Source organism: Vibrio ichthyoenteri ATCC 700023, from assembly GCF_000222605.1.
In the GTDB taxonomy this organism is placed as follows: domain Bacteria; phylum Pseudomonadota; class Gammaproteobacteria; order Enterobacterales; family Vibrionaceae; genus Vibrio; species Vibrio ichthyoenteri.
Genome location: NZ_AFWF01000260.1, coordinates 1 through 26,787 on the forward strand (window position 1 = coordinate 1; position 26,787 = coordinate 26,787).

The window sequence follows — 26,787 nt, forward strand, 5'->3', positions numbered from 1 at the left end:
TTCTAAGGTCGATCAACGTGATGCTGCCTTGCGGGTCGATTTTATAATCTTTGCTTGGCTCCCCTTCATTGGCACTGGCGATATAGCGACCATCAGGCGAGAAGCTGACCATGTCAGGCAATGCGCCTGCGGGATAGGTCGTCAATAAAGAGAGATCGCTTGAACGATAAAGTGCAATTAGGCCATTTTCCTGCTTATTAGCATTTTCAATGGCTACCGCAATTAGGCCATTGTAGGTGGCAACGCTATTGGCGGCGCCTATCTCTATTTCTGCAGCATTAGCAGCACTTTGTAAGTCAATGAAAGCTTGCTGAGTCGGTTTTCCTGCCGCGTCAAACGTAAGTACATCCACTTGCTTGGATTGTGCATTCACGACATAAAGTTTGTCGGTGCAGTTGTCGTAGCTCACAATTTCTGCGGCTGAAGAGTCAAAAGGTGCATCTGCAATAGCACTGCCGATGTAAGTAAGGCCGCTGATCGAGGTTTCACCCACGACTGGATTGGTGGTGGACTGGCATTGCTCAAATAGTGTCGCGGTTGCGGAATTTTGATTGGTTGAGCAAGCAACGGTCAGTGCTGATAAAGCGATTGCACCCATCGCCTTCAATGGCATCTTCATCTTTGATTCCTTTTAATAGGTATATGATTTATTTAAATAAATTACTAAAAATATCGTTGGGATGAATATATGACCCTAATGTGAAGCTCAGATTTGATTTTTATTAAACTAATATGGCAATCGGATGACTGAATAAACAGGAGCATGCCTTCGTAATTGTTGATCTACCGTTGCGCTTTTCTGGTAATCTGAACTAAACCTCATTAGCTTCGTTGAAAACCATGTTAGAAAAAGAGAACTTAATTAAGTTGGCGCGTATGCAGATGCCATTTGGTAAATATGCAGGGCGTGTATTGATCGATTTACCAGAAGAATACTTACTTTGGTTCGATAAGAAGGGCTACCCAGAAGGGGAGTTAGGTCGGTTACTTGAACTGTGCCTTGCGTTGAAAGTTGAGGGTTTAGACAGCGTAGTTAAACCTCTCAAATATAATGGCTACTCCGGTGATTGAGCGCTAGCCTGTGGCCAAATTGTCACGTGGTGACGTCTAATGCGACGATATTGCTAATCGATAACGACGGGCTGATGTGGCAAAGCCGCGTTTTACTCACTATCTTTTTATCATTCACAACAGCAGTTTTTGACATAACGCTGGGATTAAAAGGGGTAAGTGATGAAACGAGTATCGCTCATGATGAGTTTGGTTGCTGGATTAGCGTCATATCCAATTTACGCTACGCCAACACTTGATAATATCGATTTAACTGGCAGTACTATCCATTCGGCAACCATTAATAATTTACGCTTTGATATCGCTGATTTTTCTCTTCAAACGACAAAAGCGGGCGTGGTGACGACACTGAGTCAAGGTGGCTTTGAGTTTGATCGTGGCTATGATGATGGCTTTGTGGGACCAGCCGGTGATTTCCAGTCTCAAAGTATTATCACTTGCTCTAAACCTGAAATTCGAGTGACCTCGTTAGCAGATTTTGCTGCTTTTCCTGACCAAGAAAATCCATTTCCAGTTTTTGGTGTTGCCTCTTTTCAAAAACATAAAGTATCAGACAAGAATAGCGAGCTGACGCGAATTGGACTGCGCCTATATCAAGATAAATCGGTCATGAATTTTTCGGGCTTAAAGAATACAGAGCAAGATTCTGCTAGTACTCTGGCGGCAATTACTAAACAATTTGGCCAACCTTCTTTTGTCTTAGAGCGCAAAAATGGCTTGAGAGTATTGTATGTTGAATCTGATGTTGATGCGGCATCTATCCAGCTCGCTTATGAAAATGCCTTAAATCCACAAAAGAAAAATAACTTGTTAAATATGACACCATCAACGGTACTGTATGGTGTATTGCTCGATGCGTCGCTCAACAGTGATATCAATTTGGATATAAAGGGTGCTGCACTCGAGTTCTATATTGGTAATGAATATCTGATCTTTACCAAATATGCAGAGACAGGAAAGTTTATTGCACGTGTTAATCGCGTTCTTGAACAATGTGATTCTGTGGCGCCGTGAATTTTTTCCATCAAGTCAGCTGAGAATGGTTAAAGGAGACGGCGCACATCTGTTCGGCAGTCGATCAAAATGGCTGATAACAGGCCATCGTATGTCGTGGTTGTTATATGGTTTAATTGCGCATAATTAGAGCAAAACCACTAAGTTGTTGTGGAAATATTGCTCACCACACATATTTGTAAATTACTAAAAAATAATTCTCGCCGTATGAGAAATTTAATAGAACGTTTTTTGATATGAATCAATGTGACGTGTACTTTGTTGTGGACAGTTTTCCTCACAAGGAAGGAGTTACAATCAAGTGTGGTTCAATAAAAAACTAAAACAAGAAAATCACCAGCTGAAACAACAAATCGAACAGTTAAAAAATCACCATAAACAGGAAGTAGAAGATTTAACCGATCAGCTGTATCAAATCAATAGCTTGCTAAAGGAAACCAATACAACCCAAGAATTGGATTCAAATATTATGTCTAATGTGCTCTCAGGAGGACAACTGTTAGATGTCATTCGTACGAGTATGGCTGAGAGCGCCGAAGTGCTGGTGAGTGAGAACCAAACACTCAATGTGATGAGTGAAATGTTTTCCCAAACCAACAATGCGCTAGATTGCTTAATTCAGCGCACAGAACGTATTAACCAGCAAACTCAAAGTAGCCTGTCTTCCTCTGTAGTTTTGGATGAAACGGCACTTTCTATCGGTAAGTTGGTGGGTTCTATTAAAGATATTTCAGAACAAACTAATCTACTGGCGCTCAATGCTGCGATAGAAGCGGCACGCGCAGGTGAAGCGGGCCGAGGTTTCGCGGTTGTGGCAGATGAAGTGCGTAAACTTGCAAGCAAAGCACAGCATGCGAGTGGTCAAATAGAGAATTTAGTCAAACAAGTCCTCTCACAAGTCGAATCAATCAAAGAATCGATTCAGGTGAGCCAAGATTGTGCGATTGATGTTTCGACGTCTACTGACCAAATCAGCACCGTGGTAAAGGATGTGTTGGGTAAATCTCAACACATGCAGGAGATTATTCGCTCAGCCTCTTCTCGTGCTTTCCTAAATACGGTTAAATTGGATCACGTCGTATGGAAGAATAATGTCTACCAATTGGTGAATAAACGACAGTTTGACTCTGCCGTAAATAGTCACAAAGAATGTCGACTTGGTAAATGGTATTTTGAAGGTGCTGGGGCGCAATACTTTAGCCAGCTATCAAGTTTCAACGGTATTAATGCTCCTCATGAACAGGTACACAGCTCAGGGCGCAATGCACTGGCGTGTGGGTTGAGAGATGATCTTAACGGCATGATGCAACAGCTTGAAAGTATGGAGATGGCGAGTGAAGCGGTGGTGCATAATATCGATCGCTTACTCGAAGAATCTATTCAGCAAAAAGTAGGCTGATCATTTAATAAGGGCGAATTTTCGCCCTTTGTTTTTATTGAGCAATGCGATGGTATTAAATTCAATAAAAACGCGCTGCATGTCATTTCGAGTCATCTCGTTAAACAGATCACTTCGTCACTATTTTCACTACTTATAAAACATTGTCTCTTCTCGCTACAAACATCCTTTTACCCTTAGCATTCTCATTACTTCTCTTGAGCTGAAATAATGAGCGATAAATTGATGTTAAGACTTCCTTTTGTACAAACTGTCTACTTTCTGTGATGTCTGCTCTGATCTGTTGCTATTTTTGACAAAAAATAGTGTTGGATATCACAAAGAACCTCGATTGAAGCACGTATTTTGGGTTCCTTATACTCAAGGCATCAACAGGGTTTTTAACTTGTTGAAGGACAGACAACCCAAGTTTCCTCGAGATGTTGAGTTATGGGATAAGCGTTTTTCGCCAGTTTAGGCTAGTGACAAGGTTTGAATTCATCATTTTGAAGCAACTTGGAGATAATTATTACAGGAAGAAAAGAGAATTCTATGATCGATTTATGGCCATTGATTGGCATTGTAATAATAACCGTGGGGTTGGCGTTAAAACAAAATACGCTATTGGTTATTTTGGTTGCTGGTGTCACGACTGGTTTAGTGGCAGATCTAGCGGTGAAGGACATTCTATCGACTCTTGGTCAATCTTTTACTCAAAACCGCTATATGTCTCTATTTATTCTAGTTCTGCCAATGATTGGTGTACTAGAGCGTTATGGTTTACGTCAGCGTGCAGAAGCGTTGATTGGTTCCATGAAAAAGGCGTCAGTAGGTAAAATTTTAATGACTTACCTAGCGCTGCGAAAAATCACCAATGGCATGGGCTTGAATATTGGTGGTCACCCTTCAATGATTCGTCCTCTTATTGCACCTATGTCTGAAGCGGCAGCTGAAAAATCGACACCAGAATTCAATGATGAAAAACGTCAGACGATTCGTGCACTTTCAGCGGCAAGTGAAAACTTCGGTAACTTCTTTAGCCAAAATTTGTTTATTGGTACCGGTAGCCTACTTCTAATTAAAGGCGTAATGGGTGATAACCAATTAGATGTGAAATTAGAAACTATGGCTTTGTGGGCTCTGCCAACGGCAATTATGTCGTTTGTGGTGTTTGCGATTTACACCAAGTTTATCAGTGCGCGTTTGAACCAAAAAAACAACGCATCTGAGGTTGCAACAAACTCAGAGTCACAACCAGCAAAAGAAGGGAAATAAGCATGCTTGAGTATGTATATCAAGCCACCGGTCTTTTACTGCTGGCATTCTCGTTACAAACATTTTTAGATAAACACAATCCAAAGCGTGTGGGCAGTGGCCTGTTTTGGTTGATTTACGGTGTGACCTTTATTTTTGGCGCGATGATCCCGCATTGGATTACTGGCGTGATGGTTCTGATGTTAACCGGATTGGCAGCTGGTGGATTCATGGGCCTTGGTAACTACGGTACAACTTCAGATGAAGAGCGTCGCGAAAGTGCCTCTGTCCTGAAAAACAAACTGTTTTTCCCTGCAATCGTAGTACCTGTGGGCACGGTGGCGATCAGCCAATTGACATCATTAGGTGCGTTAGTCGGTTTGGGTGTCAGCTCGATCGCGGCGATTGTAGTCGCTCTTATTGTGACGAAAAGCCAACCAATGCACAGCTTAAACGAAGGCCGTCGTTTGATTGATTCTATCGGTTGGGCTGCCATTCTGTCGCAATTTTTAGCTGCACTTGGCTATCTGTTCAACCAAGCTGGTGTTGGTGAAACGGTGGCTGGATTGGTTAAAATGATGATCCCGGAAAACATGCTGCTGGTAAAAGTAATCGCTTACTGTGTCGGTATGATGTTGTTTACCGTGGTTATGGGGAATGCCTTCGCCGCTTTTGCGGTCATCACTACCGGTATTGGTATCCCATTATTGATTTTAGAAAACGGTGGCAATGCGGCGATTATTGGTGTGTTGGGAATGCTATCGGGCTACTGTGGTACGCTAATGACGCCAATGGCAGCGAACTTCAATATTGTTCCAGCGGCACTACTTGAGCTTAAGAACAAGCACCACGTTATTTTGATCCAAATTGTCCCTGGCTTGGCGATTCTCGCCTTTAACATCTTTGTTATGTACACCTTCGCGTTTTGAGAGCATTTATGAAAAAAGTACTGATTACCGGTTTTGAACCATTTGGCGGCGCAGCGATTAACCCTGCGTTGGAAGCAGTAAAGAAACTGGAAAATGCGACTTTAAATGGCGGCGAAATTGTCATTTGTGATGTGCCGGTTACGCGTTATGAAGCGGTAGATTCAGTCATTGCTGCGATTGAAAAGCATCAGCCGGATTATGTTATCACTGTTGGTCAAGCGGGTGGTCGTGTTGCGATTACTCCTGAGCGTGTCGCGATTAATATTGATGACTTCCGTATTCCTGACAATGGTGGCAATCAACCAATTGATGAGCCAGTGGTGGTCGATGGCCCTGACGCTTACTTTACCACGCTGCCAATCAAAGCAATTACCCGCACTTTGCAAGAGAACGGCATTCCTTGCCAAGTATCAAATACGGCGGGTACGTTTGTGTGTAATCACTTATTCTACGGTGTACAACATTACTTGCGTGATAAAAACATTGGTCATGGCTTTGTTCACATTCCTTTGTTGCCAGAGCAAGACCCGTTGGGTAACCAAGCAACCATGTCTTTGGATGTGATTGCAGAAGGTTTGCGTTTAGTCGCACAAGCGACGATTGATAATCCCCAAGATGTCGCAATAACCGCAGGCCAAATCTGCTAAATCACACAGTTTTTGAAATCATAATACCCGCGTCGAGCGGGTATTTTTTATTGCTCATTTTGCTTATGCTAATCTTATTGATAGGTTTGATACATTAAACTAATAATAATAACCAATTAGAGCGGTAGTGTGCCGTTGGGTATGCTATCTCTCGAATTAAATAATTGAGAATAGTAATGAGCAAAACAGCTTTGGTAGTGGAAGGCGGAGCGATGCGTGGCATCTTCGCATGTGGTGTTCTAGATTCATTTATGGCGCAGGATTACAAACCCTATGATTTTGCCATTGGTGTCTCCGCTGGTGCGTCAAATCTATTAGGTTACCTTTCTCATGCTCCCGGCCGCAGTCATCATGTGATTACAAAATTAGCCACCAATAAGCACTTTTTTAACCGTACCCGTTTTGCCCGTGGTGGTGATTTAGTTGATGTGAAATGGTTGATTAAAGAATCAAATCGCCGCTATCCACTCGATCACGAAACACTATTCAAAACGCCCATGATTGCTGCAGCAACGAATATTGAAACGGGCCATGCCGATTATTTTCAATTGACCTCATCTAATCTTGAGAGTGTGATTGAAGCTACGACGGCGCTTCCTATTGCTTATCGTTCGCCACCGTGTTTTTCTGGTGGTTGTTATACCGATGGTGGGGTAGCCGACTCTATTCCCGTTAAAGAGGCTTACCGACGTGGAGCGCGTGATATTACGGTGGTATTGTCTCATCCTGTCAGCTATCAAATGAAACCAATGCGTGCCGCTTGGCTAATGAAGCGGTTACTCGCACAATATCCGCGTATCGCCGAATCCATGTTAGTACGTGCAGAAAACTACAACCAATCGCTTGAATTTATTCATAACCCGCCTGAGGATGCCACGATACGAGTGATTGCTCCGCCTGATAACTTTTCAGTTAAACGTCTGACGATGAATCAAGCTCTATTGGAAGAAGGCTATCAGATGGGCATTAATGCCGGTCAAATGCATATTGCTCGCGGAGAGGGGATTTTCTATTTCACTCATGAGAAGCATCTTTTCACGTCATCATCAGATGGGTAAATTTGTATCTATGTGCCTAGTAATATAAGTTCATTAAACCAAACGCATGGAGGCGAAATCAATAATGAACAGTAAACTCTACTATGTCCATGACCCTATGTGTGCCTGGTGCTGGGGTTATCAACCGACTTGGCAGAAAATAGAACAAGCGCTTACTAATGCCACGCAACAATCGATAGAAATTGTCTACTTAGTCGGTGGTTTAGCCGCTGATAGTGAACAGCCGATGCCGATTGAGATGCAGCAACAAATCGCGTCATATTGGCACAAGATCGAACGTTACTTAGGCACTCAGTTTAATCATGATTTTTGGCAAGAGAATGTGCCGCGTCGTTCTACTTATCCAGCTTGTCGAGCGGTGTTGGCTGCTCGCCAATTGGGGCAGGAAAAAGCGATGATCACCGCGATTCAGCAAGGTTATTATCTTCGAGCGCTCAACCCGAGTGATGAATCAGTGCTGGTTCAATTGGCGCAAGAGTTGGGCCTTGATATGATCCAATTTCGCCAATTATTCGCTTCCAGCGCGCTTAATCAACAACTGCTTAGTGAAATCAATTTCGCTCGCTCCATCGGTGGTAACAGCTTTCCGTCGTTATTTTTTGAGAGACAAGGTGAAGTGACGGAGATAGCCATTGATTATCAAAACGCTAGTCACACCGTGCAGCAGTTGGCGCTGTTAAGTCGCTAAGTGTTAAATCGCCAATGAGAGGTAAGGCGTTGCGATCTCTGAGAGGGGAATAGTGGCGCGATGGGGCTGCATCACGCCACGGCAATAACTATATCAGCGTCACTTGCGTTGCTTGAGGACCTTTCGGGCCTTGCTCAACGTTGAAAGACACTTTTTGTCCTTCAGTGAGCGTTTTAAATCCATCAGAAACAATTTCTCTGAAGTGAACAAAAACATCAGCGCCACCATCATCTTGTGAGATGAAGCCGAAGCCTTTAGTTTCATTGAACCATTTTACAGAACCTGTCACTTTACCAGACATAACTACCTCAAAATATCGTACTAGATTGCTAAACGTTAGCGGTTAATAGAAGCTATTAGATGATTTCGATCGGTAAAATTGTCGCAGCGCTTAAACGAGGAACATCGAAAGGTTTCTGTAAAAAACGGTACATTTTACATTAATAGCTTCTAACTATAATCCACGATAAACCCCACATCATTGATGCGTTGTCAGGTGAACTATTTAATAAGTCTAGTAAATTCATTTCATAAAGCAAAAATCAAAACTGAAAAAATGATTAATTTTTTTTGAAGAATTCAGTTGCCAGTCGCGCGACCAATATCGGGATCTGTTCTAACGTGGTATTGCCAAAACCAAGCACAATGCCATGCCAATCACGAAGCGTTTTTCCGTCAGATTGATAGTAGTTCAGTGTACGAACAATGAGGTCGCAAGTTAGTGCGCGTTGGCGTAGTGTTTCCTCATCAATACCGTGCTTCCAGCGCAATGTAATGTGCAATCCAGCCGCTTGGCTAATCACTTCCACATGTTGGCCAAAATACTGTTCTATGGCGACAAGCATGGCTTGGTGTTTCGCTTTATAGAGGCGCCGCATTTTACGAATATGGCGTAGTAATTCGCCTTCGCTGATGAAATCAGCTAACGCATATTGCGTATGCACAGGAGAATCACCACTGAGTGCGTCTTTTACGTCAAGGCTGCGTTTGAGCAGCGAGGTAGGAACGACCATATAGCCCAATCTCAATCCGTTAAACATCACTTTACTAAAGGAGCCAATATAGATGACGCAGTTTTCAGTGCTGAACTGCGCTGCGAGTCCTTGCATGCTGGAATAAGGTCGGTGGGCAAATTGAAATTCACTGTCGTAATCATCTTCAATGATCCAACGTTGTCCTTGGTTTGCCCAATCGATTAATTTTAAACGTTGTTCGCTATTGAGCGTTGTCCCCATTGGGTATTGGTTGCTCGGGGTGACGTAGAGTGCTTTGGCTTGGCTTTGTACGATCTGCTCAACATTGAGCCCTTTAAAAGGTGAAACATCAATATAGGATTTATTTGCTTCAACCAAATTCATGATCTTATCAACTTGCACATAGCCAGGCTGTTCGAGCAGGATTTTATCTTGGGGTGTTAATGTCGTCATTGCCGCGATGGCAAGCCCCTGTTGGGCGCCTGAAGTAATGATGATTTGATCTGGAGTGCAGACGACAGAGCGACTGGAGGCAAGATAATCACATAGCGCTACGCGTAATTCGTAAACACCTTGAATGTCGCTATTGCCGAGAATATGCGCCCTTGAGCTGTGGCGTTGCACGTAGCGTTGCCATTTCTTCAACGGGAATTGGGCGAGATCGGGAACGCCCGGAGCAAAAGAAGCATTGATGTCTCGTCTTGTTATTTGAGTCGTATGTGCGGTTAAGGCTAGTTTATTTGCACTTAAATAGTGTTCAGGCAGCTCAACCGAAACATAAAACCCGCTGCCTTTTTTGCTCTCAATATATCCTTCACAAAGCAATTGTTCATAGGTAGCGATGATGGTGTTGCGGCTGAGATTTAACTCAATGGCCAGTTTTCGGGTAGAGGGCAGTTTGCCAGCCATAGGCCACAAACCGTGCACGATTTTGTCGCGAATGGCATGAAATAGACGCACTTGTAAAGTGGCATCACTTACTGGCAGATGCAAATCTCCGATATCGATATAGGGCATTAACTGGATCTACACATTACTAAAAACTGGCTCTAAATTGTAAACCAGTTTGGTCGTATAGTAGAGACAACGCAATGTTTAATAGGGAAAGTTATGCTCTCTGCCACATCTAGAACCACGATTAAAAAAGGTGCTCATAAAGCACGAACACAGCAAGTCCTTTTACACCGTATCATCGATGAGTCACTGATTGCCCACATTGCAATCAATGAGGATTCCGGCCCTGTCGTTATTCCTATGTTAGCTTGGCGTGTTGATGATCATGTTTATATTCATGGTGCCAACAACAGCCGCCTAATGCGCAACCTCAAACAGGGTAATACAACATGTTTAACTTTTACTTTATTCGATGGATGGGTGTTGGCGCGCTCGGCTTTTCACCACAGTGCACATTATCGTTCAGCGGTGGTATTTGGTCGTTTTCAAGCGATTGAGGATAATCAACAAAAGGATCAGTTATTGAATCACTTTATTGAGCAAATAGCCCCGGGACGTTGTGAGCAAATTCGGTTGAGTAGTGATAAAGAGCTTGCGGCAACGATGTTGTTAGCGATTCCTTTAACCGAAGCCTCAGTGAAAGTGAGTGACAATGATGTCGCTGATGACGAGCAGGATTTGTCGATCCCAGCTTGGGCCGGTTTTATTCCCTACAAAACCGTCGTGGGTGGATTAGTCGCTAGCGAGACGATGCAGGGCGCTATTGATACTCCCGATTATTCCTCAGCATATGGGTTGCGATGGCAAGATGAATAACCAATTTGGCTTGATTGCGATGTGAATGACGATACTCACATGAACAATAACAACGGATGTTGCTCATCAACAATATAACAACCTAGCTCCAATGATCGCGTGGTCGGTAATTGGAGCTTTCTCTTGGTGTGATGTAAAAAAGATTCACTTTCTTAAAATAACCTCAACCTCCCACAGGCCAATGACCATAAGCGCTCAGTATTTATGTGCGCACCATCACAGAACGTAAATCACTTAGCAGAATTGTGATTGTCGTCACTAAATACCGTACTGCATCCATAATCAATAATAATGTCTTAGAATTTATGTGCTTAAAAAAAGAACACTGACATTAATGGTGGTTTTTTGGTGCTACAGGTGAAAAAAAGCAACGTTTCGCATTTGAAAGTTACAGTTTCATTACTAGTTTTTAATTGGTAGCGCGTGTTGCATTCAGCACGTTTATAAAAAACAACTATCACATAGATAGGGACATAATGATGAAATTAAATAGCTCAGCCATTGCAGTGGCATCAACTTTACTCGCTTCAACTAGCGCATTTGCCGCACAAATTTACAGTGGCGAAGGAACGACACTCGCCGTTGGTGGTTATGTTGATGTAGGGGTAGGTAAATATTTTGATGAGAATGTTGAAGTGCACCAAGTCTCACCACGTATCAATATTGAGGGTAAAAAAGAGATTGGTAACGGTGTTACCGTTGATGCGAAGGGCGAATGGGCGCTGAATTATTTAGATGGCGGTGATACGTCATTTACCACGCGACTTGGTTATATTGGAGCAAGCCATGACAAGGCAGGGCGTGCTGTTGTTGGTACCCAATGGTCGCCATATTATGATGTGGCTGGTGTTGCGGATTTACCTATCGCCTTTGCCAATGATTTCTTATACGAGAACCACAACAACCTTGGTTCTGGGCGCGCTGAAAAAATGGTGAGCTACAGAAACACTCTTGAAATAAGCAGTGATATTGCCTTGAGCATTGGTCTTGGGTGGCAGGGTAAACATAGTGATTCAATCAATACGACAAGTTTGTCTGGGGATACGGTCGTTACGAAGAGATCGACAGCTGATTATGATCCTCGTGGCCAGATTGCGGTTAGCGGAGAGTTTGCTGGCTTTGGTGTCGGTTATGTTTACAGTGGCGGAGACGTTGGCACCAAGAACGCGAAATCCCATATGGTTTCGGTTAATTATGGGTCATATGGTAAGGGTATCTACGTCGCTGGTGTGCTAGGCAAAAATGACTATTTTTATGATGGTTTAGCTGAAACATATCAATATGAAGCATTAGTCGCATTTGGCTTAGACAACGGCGTGAATATCAGCGTTAACTACGAATCGGTTGAAGATGATAAGGCCAGCGAGACCCAATATAGCCAAAGTGCTCTGCAGCTAGAATACACGGTAACGTCAGGCCTGATGACGTTTGTAGGTTACCAGTTCGATTTGGGTAACGACATTGGTGAAAAAGAAGAAGATTACTACACAGCTGGTGTGCGTTACTTCTTCTAAGTAATTGTTAATTTAATTGATAATGATTTAATCAAGTAAACTCAGAGCGAAGTCCATAATGGGCGCGAGCTCTGAGTTTTTTGTTTCCAATAGCAAATTTTGTTTTCCCACACATTAGTTTGGCTAAAATATGCCCTCATCATTTCTCAAGGACGAAGGCATGCACTCGATTACTGTTGACGGAAAAGCACTATCACCAACCAAAGTGCTTTGTGTCGGGCGAAATTACCTCGATCACATTAAAGAGCTGAATAATGTTATCCCGCAACAAATGGTGGTGTTTAATAAGCCTTCTACTGCTATCGCAACTCAACGCTTACCACCAAGAGACCTTACATTACGAAGGAGAGATCTGCTTCGTGGTTAAAAAAGGGCAATTGTCAGCAGTAGGTATTGGTCTTGATTTGACCAAGCGACAACTCCAATCAGAATTAAAGCAAAAAGGCTTACCTTGGGAACGAGCAAAAGCCTTTGATGGTTCTGCCGTTTTTAGCCGATTTATTCCCTTGGTTGGATTATCTATCGATGAGCTTGAGATTGAGCTGTTTATCAACTGCGTGCGTGTACAGCGTGGTGGGGTGAAACAAATGATCTATTCGCCACAAACCATTATGGCTGAGCTAAAAAGCTACACCACATTGTGCGATGGGGATGTCATTATGACCGGTACGCCACAAGGAGTGGGAGAAGTACAGCAAGGCGATGTTTTCCTTGGCCGCTTGCTTCATGCTGGCAAAACCTTGATCGAAATTGAGTGGTTGGCCAACTAACGGTTCAATTAGCGTTAAAACAAAAAAACCGCCAGTATTTGCTGGCGGTTTTGTTTTAAACACGTTGGGATCAAAAAACGAGATTATTGAGCAGTAAAAATATCACCATACTCACTACTGTCGTCAGCAGCACATTGCCCGTTTTATATATCAAGACTGCAGCCAATATTGCGCAAAGTAAATAAGGGTTGTTAGGAGCTAGCCATAACTCACCTTCAGGCAAAAATACGATCGGTGCCAAAATGGCGGTTAAGACGGCAGGACCAGAATAGCTGAGAATTCGCTGAACTTGAGGTGCCAGACGCAGGGGTAATCTTGGTTCCAAAAAGACATAGCGACTAAAAAATACCAACCCAGCCATGGCAAAAATAGAGAGTAGGATCATGCTTGTTTCTCCTTAAGTTTTTCTGCCCAATAGCCAGTCAACATACCGCCTAGACTTGCGATCATCAGTGCCCCTTCAACGTGAAAAAGATTAAGTATAATTGAGAGCACGAGCGCCATTATCACCGCAGCGAGAGTTGGAGAGTTTTTGATATTGGGAATGACCAAGGCGATAAAGGTTGCCGCTACGGCAAATTCAAGGCCAAGCTCGTTGAGCGCTGGAATATAGCTGCCCGCAACAATGCCAACAAAAGTTGCTAAGTTCCAACACAGATAAAAACTTAATCCAGCCCCTAGGGCATACCAAGGCTTAAAGCGCTGGGCAGATTGATTACCACATACGGCAAATAATTCATCCGTGAGTAAAAAGCCCAGCGATAGGCGCCAGCGTAGCGGCAGTTTACCGATGGAATTGCGCATGGATACGCTATAGAGAAAATGTCGGGAGGTGATAAATAAAGTGGTAATCAGCAGTGTTGTTATTCCCGCACCTGCTTTGATCATACCGGTTGCAACAAGTTGTGCAGAGCCGGCGAAGAGAATCGCAGAGAGTGCTTGGCTTTCTAATGGATTCAGCCCAGATTCAATAGCATAAGATCCAGCGAGAAGCCCCCAAGGAACCACTGCAACACTTAATGGTACCATCGCGACACAGCCTTGCAAAAACTGTCGTCGCTTAGATGAAGAGTCAAAATTGGCTTTGTCGTTTTGTTTTACGGCACGGTTAGGGGAGCAGCTTGATTCACCCATATCATACATCCTTTTTGGTTTGGCTTAGCGGTATTACGCCACAGCTCAACAAGCAAACCTTGTACAAAATTGCCTGATTAAAGTGATTGAGCATATTGCTTGGGTGTGACCCCCATAGCCCGTTTAAAGTGCCGATGTAAATGGCTTTGATCGTGAAACCCAGACTCCTGAGCGATATCGCTTAAGCGGTGTCCTTGTTTCATTAACTTAATCGCATAACGCAAGCGAGCTTGAATTTGATACGCATGCGGCGGCAGAGTGAATTCTTTTTGAAAAGAGCGGGCGAAATGGTATGGGCTAAGATTAGCTAGTTTTGCCAGTTCTTCTAAAGAGACATCGGCCTGTGGAAAATCATCGATGAACTCTTTTGCTATCATCAGTTGACGCTGTGAACGGCTGTACTCTTCTTTAATGGTGTATTTTTTTGCGTGACGAGACATTAATTTGGTCAATGTCCCGTATAGCAGAGTCTCCCGTAGTAACCGGTTGTCGGAGTTGTCTAGAACATCAAACACTAGCCGTAACTGCTGTGCCATCTCTGGGTCGTAAACCACAGGTTCGGGAAAATAAGGCACCATTGCGTCGTTACAGATCCCTTCAGTGAGAGAGGCAAACTGTTTTGGTAGTGGGTACATGGCTTTGTATTCCCAGCCGCCCTCACTTGCACTCTGGCCATTATGCACTTGCTCTGCATTGACCAATATGATGCTGTCTGCTGGTGCTACATGATTACCACCATTGCGGAAAAAGCGTTGAGCGCCTTTTTGAATGACTCCCACGGTATAAGCTTCATGACTATGGCGAGAAAAATTTTGATGCTTGTATTTGGCATCAATCAGCTCTAAACCACCCAGTTCTTGTGCCAACTGAAACTTAGCGCTTTCTTTAAAATTATCATCAGACATCGTTTTCAGCGCTCCTTGCTGAACGTACTGGTAACAGGATAGATGATCCCAAGCCTAAGTTTTTGTACAAACTTGCTCTTTGCTTACTATACGTTCGGTATGAATTTTAGTCACTTACACTCTAGGTTATTGATACGCTGGATTTTAGTTGTGTACTTAAGCTGTTTTGTCTGTTTGTAATTCTGTAAATGTTCTTTATTTAAGCGATAAAGTCTAGATATTGGTTCTGAGGCAATATAAAATCCACGACCTTCTGCTTAAGTACAAATAATAATTATGATTGATATCTCTATTCTGCCAGTCTATCTAACGGCAGTGGTGGCACTTTTGCTACTTCCTGGACCAGACATGCTGCTCATTGCAAGCTCTAGCATCAGTTATGGTCGTCGTGTTGGTGTTTTTGCAAGCTTAGGCAATGCGACCTCGGGAATTATTCTAACGTTGTTAGCGGCATTAGGTGTCTCAGCGCTGATTGCGATGAGTCCAATAGCTTTGAAAGCGCTACACTTGCTGGGTGGGTTATACCTACTAAAAATGGGTTGGGACTGTCTTCGTACTCAAAGTGTTGATGCGCCTGAGCTTGACAGCCAAAACAAGATGGCAGGCAAATTCTATCAACGTGCGCTAGTCAGCAATCTTCTTAACCCAAAAGCACTCGTATTTTTTGTGATGTTTTTACCACAATTTGTATCAACCAAAGTAGCCGCAACGTCAGGCGAGCAAATGTTAGTGCTTGGTTTGGTGCTGAACGTTCTCGGTCTGATCTTCAATTTTTTGTTGGTAGCACTGGTGGGAACGATGGGCAAAGGCTTGCTTGAAAACGCGAAATTTAGAACCTATCAACATAAGTTTATGGGCGCGATATTTTTCGTTCTGGCTTTATGGATGCTCAATAGCTTCTTTCAAGCCTAGATAAATAGAAGACATTATGTGAAAGCCAGCGTGATTGCTGGCTTTTTACTATCTGTCTGAGAGCGTGACTGCATTTAAATACGGAATTTTTAACTACCACCAGAAATAGGATAAGCTCCAGCAAGGCAATCGCTATGCGTAATAAGGAGTGTATATGCAGATAGAGTTTATTGTTGACCCTGAAGAGTCGGTAAAAAAAAGAATTTTGGCAGGGTTGCGTGCTTTTAATCGCCTCAGCTTACCTGAGCAAGCAAGCCAAAATGTGGCTTGTGTTGTCCATGATGATAATGACGAGTTTTGTGGCGGCCTGTTTGGTGAGGTTTATACCAATACCTTGTTTATCGAATACTTTTGGCTTGATGAGAATAAGCGTAAATCAGGAGTAGGCCGTAGAGTATTTACCACCACTGAGCAGCAAGTCAGAGAGATGGGCGTAACGGATATCTATCTTGACACTTACTCATTTCAGGCAAGAGACTTCTATGTCAAATTAGGCTTTGAAGAAGTGGGTCGCTACAGCGGTTTTCCAACGATTGGGGTAGATAAGATCTTTCTACAAAAAAGAATTAATTAGTCTATTTTTGCTACTCAAGTAGATAGAGTGAGAAAAAGCATGGTTTACCATGCTTTTTCTTGTTGGTAGCGAGAGTGAGCTCTGTGCTAGATCATGTGCTGATGTTCAGCAATAAGCATATCCATCGATAGCTGGGCTTTTTCAAGCGATGTTAGGTAATCATCATTGGCTGAAATTTGTTCAATGATCTCGTAGTAACATTTTAGTTTCGGTTCTGTGCCTGATGGCCTAACGATCACTCGACCACCACCCGATAAGTGATAGATCAGTACATCACTGCTGGGTAAATCTATGTTCTCAACCTGTCCATCGGCAAAGTAACGACGCTGATGTTTAAGATCTTCGGTGATCTCTACCTGACGTCCAGCAATAGCAACTGGTGGCTGAGCACGTAGTTTGTCACCCACAGGAGGCGAGTTTGGCGCCAGCGCAATGCTGCGTTGTGCATTGACGAATATACCGTGTTGACGATAAAGCGCTTCCAATTGATCCCAGATGGTTTTTCCTTGGCTATATAACTCAGCGCTTAGTTGGGCAAAAGCCACCAAGGCCGATAGGCCATCTTTGTCCCATACTTTACTGCCTATGGTATAGCCGAGTGCTTCTTCATAAGCGAACAAGAATTGATGCTCTGCAGACTGTTTATCCATTGCGACATTCGTCAGCCATTTAAAGCCGGTTAAGGTCTGAAAATATTCTGCGCCATGGGCTGCAGCAATTTTGCTTAGCAAGCTTGAAGATACAATCGTATTACCAACCAATTGCTTCGCGGCATCAGTTTTGTTGAGTAGATAATGACCAAATAAAGCGCCGACTTGATCTCCAGTCAACATTTGATAGTCGCCGTCAGGTCTTTGTATCGCGACGGCGAAGCGGTCGGCATCAGGATCATTGGCGCACGCGAGTTGAGCATTATGTTGTTTGGCAAGATCAATCACCATATCCATTGCGCCGGCTTCCTCTGGATTAGGGAAGTTGACGGTAGGGAAAGATCCATCAGGCTCACGTTGATCTTTTACACTGTAAACTTTGCTAAAACCCGCATCGGCGAGCAGTGTTTCGGCCATACGAGCACCAACGCCATGCATCGCGGTGTAAGCAATAGCGATTGAATCTGGTTGGCTGTGATTATTGAGTAAAACATTGCTGTTCATGGTCTGACGATATGTCTGATAGTAATCATCGCCAAGCCATTCCAGTTTACCTTGCTGCTCAGCCTCTTCCAGAGTTAGCAGAGTGACTGGACTATTCGCGACTGCATCGATGCAAGCGGCGATACCGGAATCATGTGGGGGAATGATCTGCGCCCCATTTTGCCAGTAAACTTTAAAACCGTTATATTCCGGAGGGTTATGGCTTGCAGTAACGACTACTGCGGCAACGGTATTGAGATGATTAACCCCAAAAGCAACGATAGGTGTCGCGGCTACCGCGTGAGTTAAATACACCTTGATCCCCAGTTGCGCCAAGACTGCAGCGGTGTCATGCGCAAATTGCTTTGAATCCGAGCGACCATCGTAGCCAATCACAACGCCTCTTTGATTCGCGTCGCTAAATTGGCTTTGTAGATAGTGGCCAAGTCCAGATGCGGTTTGCTGAATAACCAATCTATTCATTCTATTGGGGCCACATCCCACTTTCCCACGTAAGCCAGCGGTGCCAAATTCCAATCGACTGCGAAATCTATCTTCTAGCTCTTGTTGCTGATTTTCAGCGATCAAGCGTTGCAATTCGTCACGTGTCTTAGGGTCTGGGTCGAGAGCCAGCCATTGTGTCATTTGTTCTGTCATCGTGATTACCTATTTGAGACGTTAGATTTATCTTAGGTGATATTGCTTATCATTTGCGAGAGCGCAATCGCTAAACTATTTTGTCACTGCACTTTCTTGCACATTTTAAAATCGATAACTAGCCTTAATTAACATAAATATAACAAATTGCGTCAGTTTTAGGTGAGCTCAAGCGAAAAAATTTGTTGGTCTGCTTGAGAGTTAAGCTAGGTAATACGCATGGAAAGCAAGTTTAAAGCGCAAATGGACGTTGAGCAGATTCCTGATGTTCTACGTAAAAGTGATTATACCTTTCGTTTTCGCGCTCGATCGGGCAGAGGCAGAGGAGAGCTCTTTTGAAGAGAATACCAGTATGGCTGTGGCTAGTAATAGCCTTAGGGACGATAGCATCAATATCTTCGGTGTACGCTGAAGAGCAAGCACTCAATATGACGCAAGGCGTGACGCAAATCAGTGGGCAGGTTTATGAGCTGCATATGCTGATTTTCTATATTTGTTGTGCGATAGCAGTGATTGTATTTGGTGCAATGTTTTACTCCATATTCAAGCATCGCAAATCGAAAGGGGCGGTGGCGGCGCATTTTCATGAAAGTACCAAAGTTGAAATTATTTGGACTGTCATTCCCATCATCATCTTGATTGCCATGGCCATCCCCGCCACTAAAACCTTAGTGGCGATGGAAGATACTTCCCAATCGGATCTCACCGTTAAAATAACTGGCTCCCAATGGAAGTGGCACTATAGCTACTTTGGGGAAGAGGTTGAGTTCTTTAGTCTGCTTGCAACCAGCCAAAAGCAAATTGATGGCCTTGAGGCCAAAGGTGCGCACTATTTATTGGAAGTGGATAACCCACTCGTTCTGCCAATCAACCGCAAGATACGTTTTTTGATGACGTCAGATGATGTCATTCATTCATGGTGGGTGCCTGATTTCGCGGTAAAGAAAGACACGATTCCCGGTTTTATTAATGAAGCTTGGACTCGCATTGATAAACCAGGGGTTTATCGAGGCCAATGTGCTGAGTTGTGTGGCCGTGCGCATGGCTTTATGCCCATAGTGGTGCATGCGATGGAAGAAGAGGAATACGATGCTTGGCTTGCTGAGCAAAAAGTAGCGCTCACGTTAGCAAAAGAACAAGCGGCTGCCGCTTTGGGTAGTGTGCTGACACTCGACGAGCTCATGCTTGAAGGCGAAAGCATCTACGTAGAACGCTGCGCTGTTTGTCACCAAGCAAATGGTGAAGGGATTCCTGGGGCATTTCCCGCGATTAAAGGCAGTCCAGTCGCGCTGGGGGATTTGGATAAGCATATAAGCACCATCGTTGATGGTGTCGCTGGCACAGCAATGCAGTCTTTTAGTAACCAGTTAACGGAACAAGAGATCGCTGCCGTGATCACTTATCAACGCAATGGATTTGATAACAATACGGGCGATGTGGTTCAAGCCGCGGATATCAATGCCTTTAAGACGCAAAGCCAAGGCAAGGAGGCACAATGAAAACTAAGACTCCTCACCCGACTAAATCATCTCCGGCCGCAGACGCTGATTTGAGCCGTGCGAATTCAACGGCAGTGTTGGATCATGAAGAACATCATGCGCCAAAGGGATTTGCGCGTTGGGTTTATTCTACTAACCACAAAGATATTGGCACGCTCTACTTGTGGTTTAGTTTGATTATGTTTTTCACTGGCGGCGCAATGGCGATGATCATTCGCGCCGAGTTATTTCAACCGGGTCTACAGTTGGTTGATCCTCAGTTTTTTAATCAAATGACGACAGTGCATGGCTTGGTGATGGTGTTTGGTGCGGTGATGCCAGCCTTTACTGGGTTAGCTAACTGGATGATTCCACTAATGATTGGCGCGCCGGATATGGCGCTACCGCGCATGAATAACCTCAGTTTTTGGATTCTACCTTTCGCGTTCGCGATTCTGATTGGCTCGCTATTTACCGCAGGGGGAGGGCCAGATTTCGGTTGGACATTCTACGCACCACTTTCTACTACTTACGGCCCTGATAGCACCGCTTTGTTTGTGTTTTCGGTGCATATCATGGGAATTAGCTCAATCATGGGGGCGATTAACGTCATTGTGACGATTGTTAACATGAGAGCACCGGGAATGACTTGGTTCAAAATGCCCTTGTTTGTTTGGACTTGGCTGATTACCGCATTTTTGCTCATTGCTGTCATGCCCGTTTTGGCTGGTGCGGTGACCATGGTCTTGACGGATAAATACTTCGGTACGTCGTTCTTCGATGCGGCTGGTGGCGGTGATCCGGTTATGTTTCAGCACATCTTTTGGTTCTTTGGGCATCCAGAAGTTTACATCATGATTTTGCCTTCATTTGGCATTATTTCAGCCATTTTACCTGCTTTTAGCGGCAAAAAACTGTTTGGTTACCATTCTATGGTTTACGCCACATGCAGTATCGCATTGCTATCATTTTTGGTCTGGGCCCATCACATGTTTACCACCGGCATGCCGGTGTTCGCTGAGTTGTTCTTTATGTATTGCACCATGCTGATCGCGGTGCCAACGGGGGTGAAGGTGTTTAACTGGGTCGCGACGATGTGGCGCGGTGCCATGACCTTTGAAACCCCAATGCTATTTGCTATTGCCTTTATCGTGCTGTTCACCATAGGTGGTTTCTCCGGCCTGATGCTGGCGATAGTGCCAGCCGATTTCCAGTATCACGATACCTATTTTGTCGTGGCGCACTTCCATTACGTCTTGGTCTCAGGAGCGGTATTCTCAATAATGGCCGCGGCGTATTACTGGTTACCGAAATGGACTGGGCATATGTATGACCAAAGGCTGAGTCTATGGCACTTTTGGAGTTCGATTATCTCGGTAAACGTGCTGTTTTTCCCAATGCATTTCTTAGGTCTTGCTGGCATGCCAAGACGAATTCCAGATTATGCGATTCAATTTGCCGATGTGAATCAGATTGTTTCTATTGGTGGGTTTGCGTTCGGTCTATCTCAATTGATCTTTTTATGGTTGGTGATTAAGTGTATTCGTGGTGGTGAAAAAGCACCGGCAAGAGCATGGCCAAGAGCGGAGGGGCTTGAGTGGACAGTGCCAAGTCCTGCTCCACACCATACATTTTCTACGCCACCCAAAATAGATTGAGGTATTGGCAATGGATCAAGATGAACGCGGAAACGAACATCAGCAGCGTAAGGCGAATCGAGCGCTGACCTCAAAATTGTTACTTGCGACAGTGGCGATGTTTGGCTTTGGTTTCGCGCTGGTTCCGCTGTACGACATTATGTGCGACGCGCTGGGAATCAACGGTAAAACCAATAGCGAAGCTGTGCAGCAGCCCGCAGCTCTCAGCGCAGATACTTCTCGTACGATACGTGTTGAATTCATCGCTCATCCTAACCCGACGATGCCGTGGGAGTTTAAGCCGCAAGTAACAACCATGGATGTTCATCCCGGCGAGGTAATTCAAACCTCTTATTATGCGTTTAATCGTTCAGACAAAACGGTGGTGGGCCAAGCGGTTCCTTCTGTTTCTCCCGGTTTAGGGGCGAGTTATTTCAACAAAGTGGAATGTTTTTGCTTTAACAAACAGCCATTGGAAGCGAAAAGCAGCGTAGATATGCCACTGATTTTTTATATTGAGCGCGACATTCCGCAATCGATACACACTTTAACGCTGTCCTATACGCTATACGACATTACTGAAAGTGCAGATACCAAGGCCAAGCAGATCGTGCGTAACTCGTCATCCAACCCAAAACCGCTCGAATAGCGTTAGCTAAAATGACGAAATATTAATCGCTAAATTAGTCGCCGGGCGCAGAGTAACCAAGCGCGGAGCACAAGGAGAAAAGCATGAGCTCGAAACCTCAATCTTATTATGTACCTGCGCAAAGTAGCTGGCCCATTGTTGCTGCGATCGCGTTATTTTTGATTGCAGTAGGTGCAGGGTTGACCGTACAAACCATGGCCGAGGGTGGCAGCGCGAGCGTATTCTCAAAGATCATTCTAGGCTTTGGTTTTCTATTTCTGCTTTACGTGCTGGCGGGCTGGTTTAGTAACGTGATTACTGAATCAATGAGTGGCTTCTATTCTCCGCAAATATCTCGCTCGTTTCGACAGGGGATGAGCTGGTTCATTTTCTCAGAGATCATGTTCTTTGGTGCGTTTTTTGGCGCGCTACTCTATGCGCGATTAATCTCAGTACCGTGGTTGGGTGGAGCAAGCAATAATGCTATGACACATGAAGTGTTGTGGCCTGCTTTTGAGGCGATTTGGCCACTGACGACCACACCTGATGGTACCGAGACCATGGCAATGTCTTGGATTGGAATCCCGCTGAAAAACACTATTATCTTGCTGCTCTCCTCGGTCACCCTACACATGGCGCATGTCAGCTTAGAGCGCAATAAACGTATGGCACTGATTGTGTGGCTTGAAATTACTATTGTGTTGGCATTTTTCTTTCTTTATTTCCAAGCTGCAGAGTACATCCATGCCTATGAAGAGTTAGGGTTGACTTTGGATGCGGGGATCTATGGCAATACTTTCTTTCTATTGACAGGGTTCCATGGTTTGCATGTGTGTATGGGCACGCTGTTTTTGATCATTTTGCTGGTTCGAGTTGCCAAAGACCATTTTACGCCGAAAGAGCATTTTGCGTTTCAGGCTGGTAGCTGGTATTGGCACTTTGTTGATGTGGTCTGGCTGTGTCTATTCATTTTTGTTTACGTGCTCTGAACACCGTACTGGCCCTCAAAAAGGGCCTTCGCTCATACCATCATAAAATGTAATCAGTATGGGCGGACATTGGCATCAATAAATCCGCTAAGTAAAGCGACAATGAGCAGCACCACCGCAAGAGCTGATAGCACAAGACGTTGGCCAAGATAGTGACTCATCGGTGGTTCATCAGATTTATTTGGCTCGTCTTCATCGGGAGATTTGACCATCTCAATCAGTGCTTTAGCGAGGTTGGCGATGATAAAAAGCAGTAATACGATAAGCAGTAGTTTGAAGATGAAAACCATAACATTGTCCTTGGTTCAGTTAATGAAACAGCCACCATTTTGGCTTGCGCTTATCCTAACTGTGGTTGCGATCTCGGTATTGGTCAACTTGGGATTGTGGCAATTAAATCGAGCAGAGCAGAAACGAGTGATACAAGAAGAGTTGGCACAAAATCAGCACCAAGCAGCACGGCAAATTTCTGAGATTGCTCAAGCAGGGACGACAAACATAACAGGGCAACGCGTCATGGTGAGCGCTTGGCCTGTGTCGGGACAATACTTGTTATTGGATAATCAGATATTCGAAGGGCAAGTGGGTTATCTGGCGATACAGCTGATGAAAACCGAATTAGGACGTTACCTATTGTTAGAACGAGGGTTTGTGCCAGCACCCGCCAACCGCTCCACGTTGCCACAAGTGGAATGGCTAACTCAGCGCTATGTTGGAGAAGGTCGGTTATATCTCAGGTCGAACAATCCATTAAGCGATGCGCTAATGGCGGAAGATATCCATCCGACTCGTATTCAAAATTTGAACATAGAAGAGTTACGAGAGCGGTGGCAACTGCCCATAGAAAACTTTGTTGTGCAGCCACTGGTGAAAACAGGATCTTGGGGCTATCCACAACCATGGAATCCACTCCCCATGAGTGCGGGGAAACACATTGGCTACGCAGTGCAATGGTTTGGAATGGCCATCGCTTTAGCAATATTGGCACTCATTTGGCTGTTTGTTGCGATAAAGACAGCAAGGAAGAGATAAGTCTCAATACTGACAGCTACATTGAGCTAAGGAGAGCAAATGAAACCTTCAGTTACTCGCGGTCGAATGATGCTATTGGCACTTATTTTTGTGTTTGCTTTGCCAGCATTATTGGCGAAATTGATTTTGCAGCAACAGTGGTACACATCAGGTGTGACGAATAAAGGCACATTGATTGACCCGAACACCAGTTTTGCCTCGTTGGGTGTCGATAATCCTTATTTCGGTGAGCGTTGGCAATTGGGTTATGTCATGCCTGAAAAATGCGATGCACTTTGCCTTGAACAACTCCATTTACTAAAACAAAGCCATACTGCGTTGGGAAAATATCAACAACGTGTTGAGCCTGTGATACTGCTTAGCAGCGGGAGTGATCAGCAAGCAATCGCGCAAATTGACTTCCCAGTGGTGCCCATCAATAGTGCATTTGAGCAAGTAGTGGATAGTTTTGAATACGTGATTGTTGATCCCCGAGGTCAATTGGTCATGCGTTACCCTAAAGTGGATTCAGCCGATAATCTTGTGGCTCAAAGTAAAGGATTGTTAGCTGATTTGAGAAAGCTGCTCAAGTTATCTCGTGTGGGTTAAGGGGGCATTATGGTGTTAAAACGCATGCTACAACTGAGCTTGGTGCTGACGTTTGCTGTGATCTTGTTAGGGGCTTATACACGCTTGGCTGATGCGGGGCTAGGCTGTCCAGATTGGCCGGGGTGTTACGGTCAACTGAGTGTGCCAAGTAGCGAGATCGAATTGGCTCAGGCCAATAGCCTGTTCCCGACAGAGACGGTAGAAGCTGACAAAGCGTGGCTAGAGATGATTCACCGCTATTTCGCTGGCAGTTTAGGCTTATTGGTTTTTGCCATTTCGGTGGTGGCTCTGGTGCAAAACAGAGTGGGGCGGTTATTGCCTATTTTGGTGACACTTGTTGTGGTCTTTCAAGCTTTACTGGGTATGTGGACGGTAACGATGAAATTAATGCCTTTGGTGGTGATGGGGCATTTGCTGGGTGGTTTTACACTTTTTTGCTTGCTGGCCCTTCTCTACTGGCGCGTCAGTGAAAAACAACGGTTATTGCCGCAACAGGGGATTCATACCAGCCTAAAACTTACCGCAATTTCCGGCCTTGTCTTATTGGTGTTGCAAATCGCTCTGGGGGGATGGACATCCTCTAATTACGCCGCTTTGATGTGTACCGAATTGCCAATATGCCAAGGACAATGGCGTGATTATTTGGACTTTGATACCGCTTTTCAATTGATTCAGAAGCCTCAAGACAGCTATGAATTTGGTACGCTAGATTATGGGGCAAGGATGACGATCCATATTGTACACCGCTTTGGCGCGATGATAGTAACAGCGGCGCTACTCGCTTTGATCTGGCAGTTGTTTAAACAGCCACATTACCGATATCAGCAACAAGCGGGAAGTTTAGCGCTGTTGTTGAGTCTTCAGGTCGTGCTGGGGATAAGTAATGTTGTTTTCAGTCTCCCTATTGCGGTCGCTGTTGCCCATAATTTAGGCGCTGCATTGCTGTTGCTTAACGTACTCTATATCAATCATTTGCTGTGGCACTCTGATCAAAAGCTATTATCGGCGCGCCCTCGGTTTGGCAAGGAGGCCTAGTATGAGTAAATCCATCAGTTATTCGTTCAGTCAGGATCGGTCCGTATGGCGTAGCTATATGTCCTTGACGAAGCCTAAAGTTGTGATGCTAATGTTACTCACGGCATTAGTGGGGATGTGCTTAGCGGTTCCCGGCGCACTTCCTCTACAGCAGAGCATTATGGGAATGGTCGGGATTGGATTGATGGCTTCATCTGCAGCTGCGTTCAATCATCTTATCGACCGCCGAATTGATGCCATTATGGCAAGAACGCACCGACGTCCACTACCACAAGGGGATCTTTCCCCTATGCGTGTTGCCGGATTTGCCACCGCGTTGGGGGTGATTGGTTTTATCGCTCTGTATTTTGCGGTTAACCCGTTAACGGCTTGGCTGACATTTGCCAGCCTATTGGGTTATGCAGTGGTTTATACCATGTATTTAAAACGTGCTACCCCACAGAACATTGTGATTGCAGGCATCGCTGGTGCTATGCCGCCATTATTGGGTTGGAGCGCCGTGACTGGGGAATTACACAGTCATGCGTGGCTGTTGGTGATGATTATTTTTGTTTGGACCCCTCCCCATTTTTGGGCGCTCGCAATCCACCGTCGTGATGATTATGCCAAAGCGGATATTCCGATGCTGCCAGTTACTCACGGCATTGAATACACCAAAACGTCGATATTGCTTTATACCGTGTTATTGGCATTGGTTTGTTTGATGCCGGCTTTGGTTGGTATGAGTGGTCCACTGTATTGGATAGGATCTATCGTCCTGAGTGGGGGCTTTATTGGTTATGCTTGGAAGTTAAAATACAACCCAACAGAAAAGACGGCGATGGAAACATTTAAGTTTTCCATCTATCACCTTATGGTGTTATTTGTTCTGTTATTGGTCGATCACTATGTGGTTTAGTGAATTAAAAAATAACTTTAAATCAACAAAATAACCTTTTCTCTCACTAGGGGTTCACGTATGCTGGTCGCATTTCAACCATCCAGCATCTAGAACCCCTTATAATTCCATGAATAAGAA

At 44.5% G+C, this 26,787-nt stretch carries 28 protein-coding genes and 1 pseudogene; 21 read left to right on the forward strand and 8 right to left on the reverse strand.

Annotated features, from left to right (window positions below; genetic code table 11):
• On the reverse strand, window positions 1-619 hold a 619-nt coding region (locus RH85_RS17395; RefSeq protein ID WP_006714019.1), incomplete at its 3' end, for a choice-of-anchor I domain-containing protein.
• 221 nt (window positions 620-840) lie between these two features.
• Between RH85_RS17395 and RH85_RS17400 the strand changes: the two genes are divergently transcribed.
• The 8 genes from RH85_RS17400 to RH85_RS17435 all read left to right on the forward strand — a co-directional run bounded on the left by RH85_RS17400 (window position 841) and on the right by RH85_RS17435 (window position 8,039).
• Window positions 841-1,071, forward strand: coding sequence for a DUF3820 family protein (locus tag RH85_RS17400; protein ID WP_006714020.1), 231 nt, complete (start codon window positions 841-843; stop codon window positions 1,069-1,071).
• 162 nt (window positions 1,072-1,233) lie between these two features.
• On the forward strand, window positions 1,234-2,085 hold the full coding sequence (locus RH85_RS17405; protein WP_039949269.1) for a hypothetical protein: 852 nt from the start codon (window positions 1,234-1,236) through the stop codon (window positions 2,083-2,085).
• A gap of 301 nt (window positions 2,086-2,386) precedes the next feature.
• A complete protein-coding gene (locus RH85_RS17410) occupies window positions 2,387-3,484 on the forward strand; it encodes a methyl-accepting chemotaxis protein (protein ID WP_006714022.1) in 1,098 nt (365 codons plus the stop codon).
• A gap of 531 nt (window positions 3,485-4,015) precedes the next feature.
• Window positions 4,016-4,738 (forward strand): DUF969 domain-containing protein, encoded by a 723-nt coding sequence (locus RH85_RS17415; RefSeq protein WP_006714023.1) that lies wholly within the window; start codon window positions 4,016-4,018, stop codon window positions 4,736-4,738.
• Between the two features lie 2 nt (window positions 4,739-4,740).
• Complete coding sequence (locus RH85_RS17420) at window positions 4,741-5,646, forward strand: DUF979 domain-containing protein (RefSeq protein WP_006714024.1); 906 nt, start codon at window positions 4,741-4,743, stop codon at window positions 5,644-5,646.
• A gap of 8 nt (window positions 5,647-5,654) precedes the next feature.
• Entirely contained in the window at window positions 5,655-6,293 is a 639-nt protein-coding gene (gene pcp, locus RH85_RS17425) for a pyroglutamyl-peptidase I (protein WP_006714025.1), read from the forward strand.
• Between the two features lie 176 nt (window positions 6,294-6,469).
• Window positions 6,470-7,351: a patatin-like phospholipase family protein gene (locus RH85_RS17430; RefSeq protein ID WP_006714026.1), complete on the forward strand. Its 882-nt coding sequence runs from the start codon at window positions 6,470-6,472 to the stop codon at window positions 7,349-7,351.
• Window positions 7,352-7,415: 64 nt separating this feature from the next.
• A complete protein-coding gene (locus RH85_RS17435) occupies window positions 7,416-8,039 on the forward strand; it encodes a DsbA family protein (protein ID WP_006714027.1) in 624 nt (207 codons plus the stop codon).
• 88 nt (window positions 8,040-8,127) lie between these two features.
• Here the strand turns inward: RH85_RS17435 and cspE are convergent, their stop codons facing one another.
• Both cspE and pdxR read right to left on the reverse strand, forming a co-directional pair.
• Window positions 8,128-8,340: a transcription antiterminator/RNA stability regulator CspE gene (gene cspE / locus RH85_RS17440; RefSeq protein WP_006714028.1), complete on the reverse strand. Its 213-nt coding sequence runs from the start codon at window positions 8,338-8,340 to the stop codon at window positions 8,128-8,130.
• Window positions 8,341-8,599: 259 nt separating this feature from the next.
• Complete coding sequence (pdxR, locus tag RH85_RS17445; protein WP_006714029.1) at window positions 8,600-10,030, reverse strand: MocR-like pyridoxine biosynthesis transcription factor PdxR; 1,431 nt, start codon at window positions 10,028-10,030, stop codon at window positions 8,600-8,602.
• A 93-nt stretch (window positions 10,031-10,123) separates the two neighbouring features.
• On the opposite strand from pdxR, the gene RH85_RS17450 reads away from it, so the two are divergent.
• From RH85_RS17450 to RH85_RS17460, 3 genes and pseudogenes are all read left to right on the forward strand, one after another.
• On the forward strand, window positions 10,124-10,783 hold the full coding sequence (locus RH85_RS17450) for a pyridoxamine 5'-phosphate oxidase family protein (RefSeq protein ID WP_006714030.1): 660 nt from the start codon (window positions 10,124-10,126) through the stop codon (window positions 10,781-10,783).
• A gap of 479 nt (window positions 10,784-11,262) precedes the next feature.
• Complete coding sequence (locus RH85_RS17455) at window positions 11,263-12,297, forward strand: porin (RefSeq protein ID WP_006714031.1); 1,035 nt, start codon at window positions 11,263-11,265, stop codon at window positions 12,295-12,297.
• 160 nt (window positions 12,298-12,457) lie between these two features.
• A pseudogene (locus tag RH85_RS17460) lies at window positions 12,458-13,067 on the forward strand (fumarylacetoacetate hydrolase family protein).
• Between the two features lie 70 nt (window positions 13,068-13,137).
• Here the strand turns inward: RH85_RS17460 and RH85_RS17465 are convergent.
• From RH85_RS17465 to RH85_RS17475, 3 genes are all read right to left on the reverse strand, one after another.
• Window positions 13,138-13,452, reverse strand: a complete 315-nt coding sequence (locus RH85_RS17465; protein ID WP_006714032.1) for an AzlD domain-containing protein — start codon at window positions 13,450-13,452, stop codon at window positions 13,138-13,140.
• On the reverse strand, window positions 13,449-14,201 hold the full coding sequence (locus RH85_RS17470) for an AzlC family ABC transporter permease (protein ID WP_006714033.1): 753 nt from the start codon (window positions 14,199-14,201) through the stop codon (window positions 13,449-13,451). The genes RH85_RS17465 and RH85_RS17470 overlap by 4 nt, the downstream gene beginning before the upstream one ends.
• Window positions 14,202-14,278: 77 nt before the next feature.
• The gene (locus tag RH85_RS17475) at window positions 14,279-15,106 is read right to left on the reverse strand and encodes an AraC family transcriptional regulator (RefSeq protein WP_006714034.1); all 828 of its coding nucleotides are present in this window, start codon (window positions 15,104-15,106) and stop codon (window positions 14,279-14,281) included.
• Window positions 15,107-15,382: 276 nt separating this feature from the next.
• Here RH85_RS17475 and RH85_RS17480 point away from each other — a divergent pair, with 276 nt between their 5' ends.
• Entirely contained in the window at window positions 15,383-16,018 is a 636-nt protein-coding gene (locus tag RH85_RS17480) for a LysE family translocator (protein WP_006714035.1), read from the forward strand.
• Window positions 16,019-16,172: 154 nt separating this feature from the next.
• Entirely contained in the window at window positions 16,173-16,592 is a 420-nt protein-coding gene (locus RH85_RS17485) for a GNAT family N-acetyltransferase (protein ID WP_006714036.1), read from the forward strand.
• A gap of 86 nt (window positions 16,593-16,678) precedes the next feature.
• Here the strand turns inward: RH85_RS17485 and RH85_RS17490 are convergent, their stop codons facing one another.
• Window positions 16,679-18,382 (reverse strand): phospho-sugar mutase, encoded by a 1,704-nt coding sequence (locus RH85_RS17490; protein WP_006714037.1) that lies wholly within the window; start codon window positions 18,380-18,382, stop codon window positions 16,679-16,681.
• A 368-nt stretch (window positions 18,383-18,750) separates the two neighbouring features.
• On the opposite strand from RH85_RS17490, the gene coxB reads away from it, so the two are divergent.
• The 4 genes from coxB (at window position 18,751) to RH85_RS17510 (ending at window position 23,114) form a co-directional block, all read left to right on the forward strand.
• Entirely contained in the window at window positions 18,751-19,881 is a 1,131-nt protein-coding gene (gene coxB, locus RH85_RS17495; RefSeq protein ID WP_241210410.1) for a cytochrome c oxidase subunit II, read from the forward strand.
• On the forward strand, window positions 19,878-21,518 hold the full coding sequence (gene ctaD, locus RH85_RS17500) for a cytochrome c oxidase subunit I (RefSeq protein WP_006714040.1): 1,641 nt from the start codon (window positions 19,878-19,880) through the stop codon (window positions 21,516-21,518). Before coxB ends, ctaD begins: the two co-directional genes overlap by 4 nt.
• Window positions 21,519-21,528: 10 nt before the next feature.
• Complete coding sequence (locus RH85_RS17505; RefSeq protein ID WP_006714041.1) at window positions 21,529-22,146, forward strand: cytochrome c oxidase assembly protein; 618 nt, start codon at window positions 21,529-21,531, stop codon at window positions 22,144-22,146.
• An 83-nt stretch (window positions 22,147-22,229) separates the two neighbouring features.
• The gene (locus RH85_RS17510; RefSeq protein WP_006714042.1) at window positions 22,230-23,114 is read left to right on the forward strand and encodes a cytochrome c oxidase subunit 3; all 885 of its coding nucleotides are present in this window, start codon (window positions 22,230-22,232) and stop codon (window positions 23,112-23,114) included.
• Window positions 23,115-23,167: 53 nt separating this feature from the next.
• Here the strand turns inward: RH85_RS17510 and RH85_RS17515 are convergent, their stop codons facing one another.
• Window positions 23,168-23,404, reverse strand: a complete 237-nt coding sequence (locus RH85_RS17515; protein ID WP_006714043.1) for a DUF2909 domain-containing protein — start codon at window positions 23,402-23,404, stop codon at window positions 23,168-23,170.
• Here RH85_RS17515 and RH85_RS17520 point away from each other — a divergent pair.
• The 4 genes from RH85_RS17520 to cyoE are packed head-to-tail and all read left to right on the forward strand — an operon-like array spanning window position 23,394 to window position 26,667.
• The gene (locus tag RH85_RS17520) at window positions 23,394-24,146 is read left to right on the forward strand and encodes an SURF1 family protein (RefSeq protein ID WP_006714044.1); all 753 of its coding nucleotides are present in this window, start codon (window positions 23,394-23,396) and stop codon (window positions 24,144-24,146) included. The two genes, RH85_RS17515 and RH85_RS17520, sit on opposite strands and share 11 nt — an antisense overlap.
• A gap of 39 nt (window positions 24,147-24,185) precedes the next feature.
• Window positions 24,186-24,734 (forward strand): hypothetical protein, encoded by a 549-nt coding sequence (locus RH85_RS17525; RefSeq protein ID WP_006714045.1) that lies wholly within the window; start codon window positions 24,186-24,188, stop codon window positions 24,732-24,734.
• A gap of 9 nt (window positions 24,735-24,743) precedes the next feature.
• Window positions 24,744-25,769, forward strand: a complete 1,026-nt coding sequence (locus tag RH85_RS17530; RefSeq protein ID WP_006714046.1) for a COX15/CtaA family protein — start codon at window positions 24,744-24,746, stop codon at window positions 25,767-25,769.
• A gap of 1 nt (window position 25,770) precedes the next feature.
• Entirely contained in the window at window positions 25,771-26,667 is an 897-nt protein-coding gene (cyoE, locus tag RH85_RS17535) for a heme o synthase (RefSeq protein WP_039949273.1), read from the forward strand.
• Window positions 26,668-26,787: the final 120 nt, after the last annotated feature.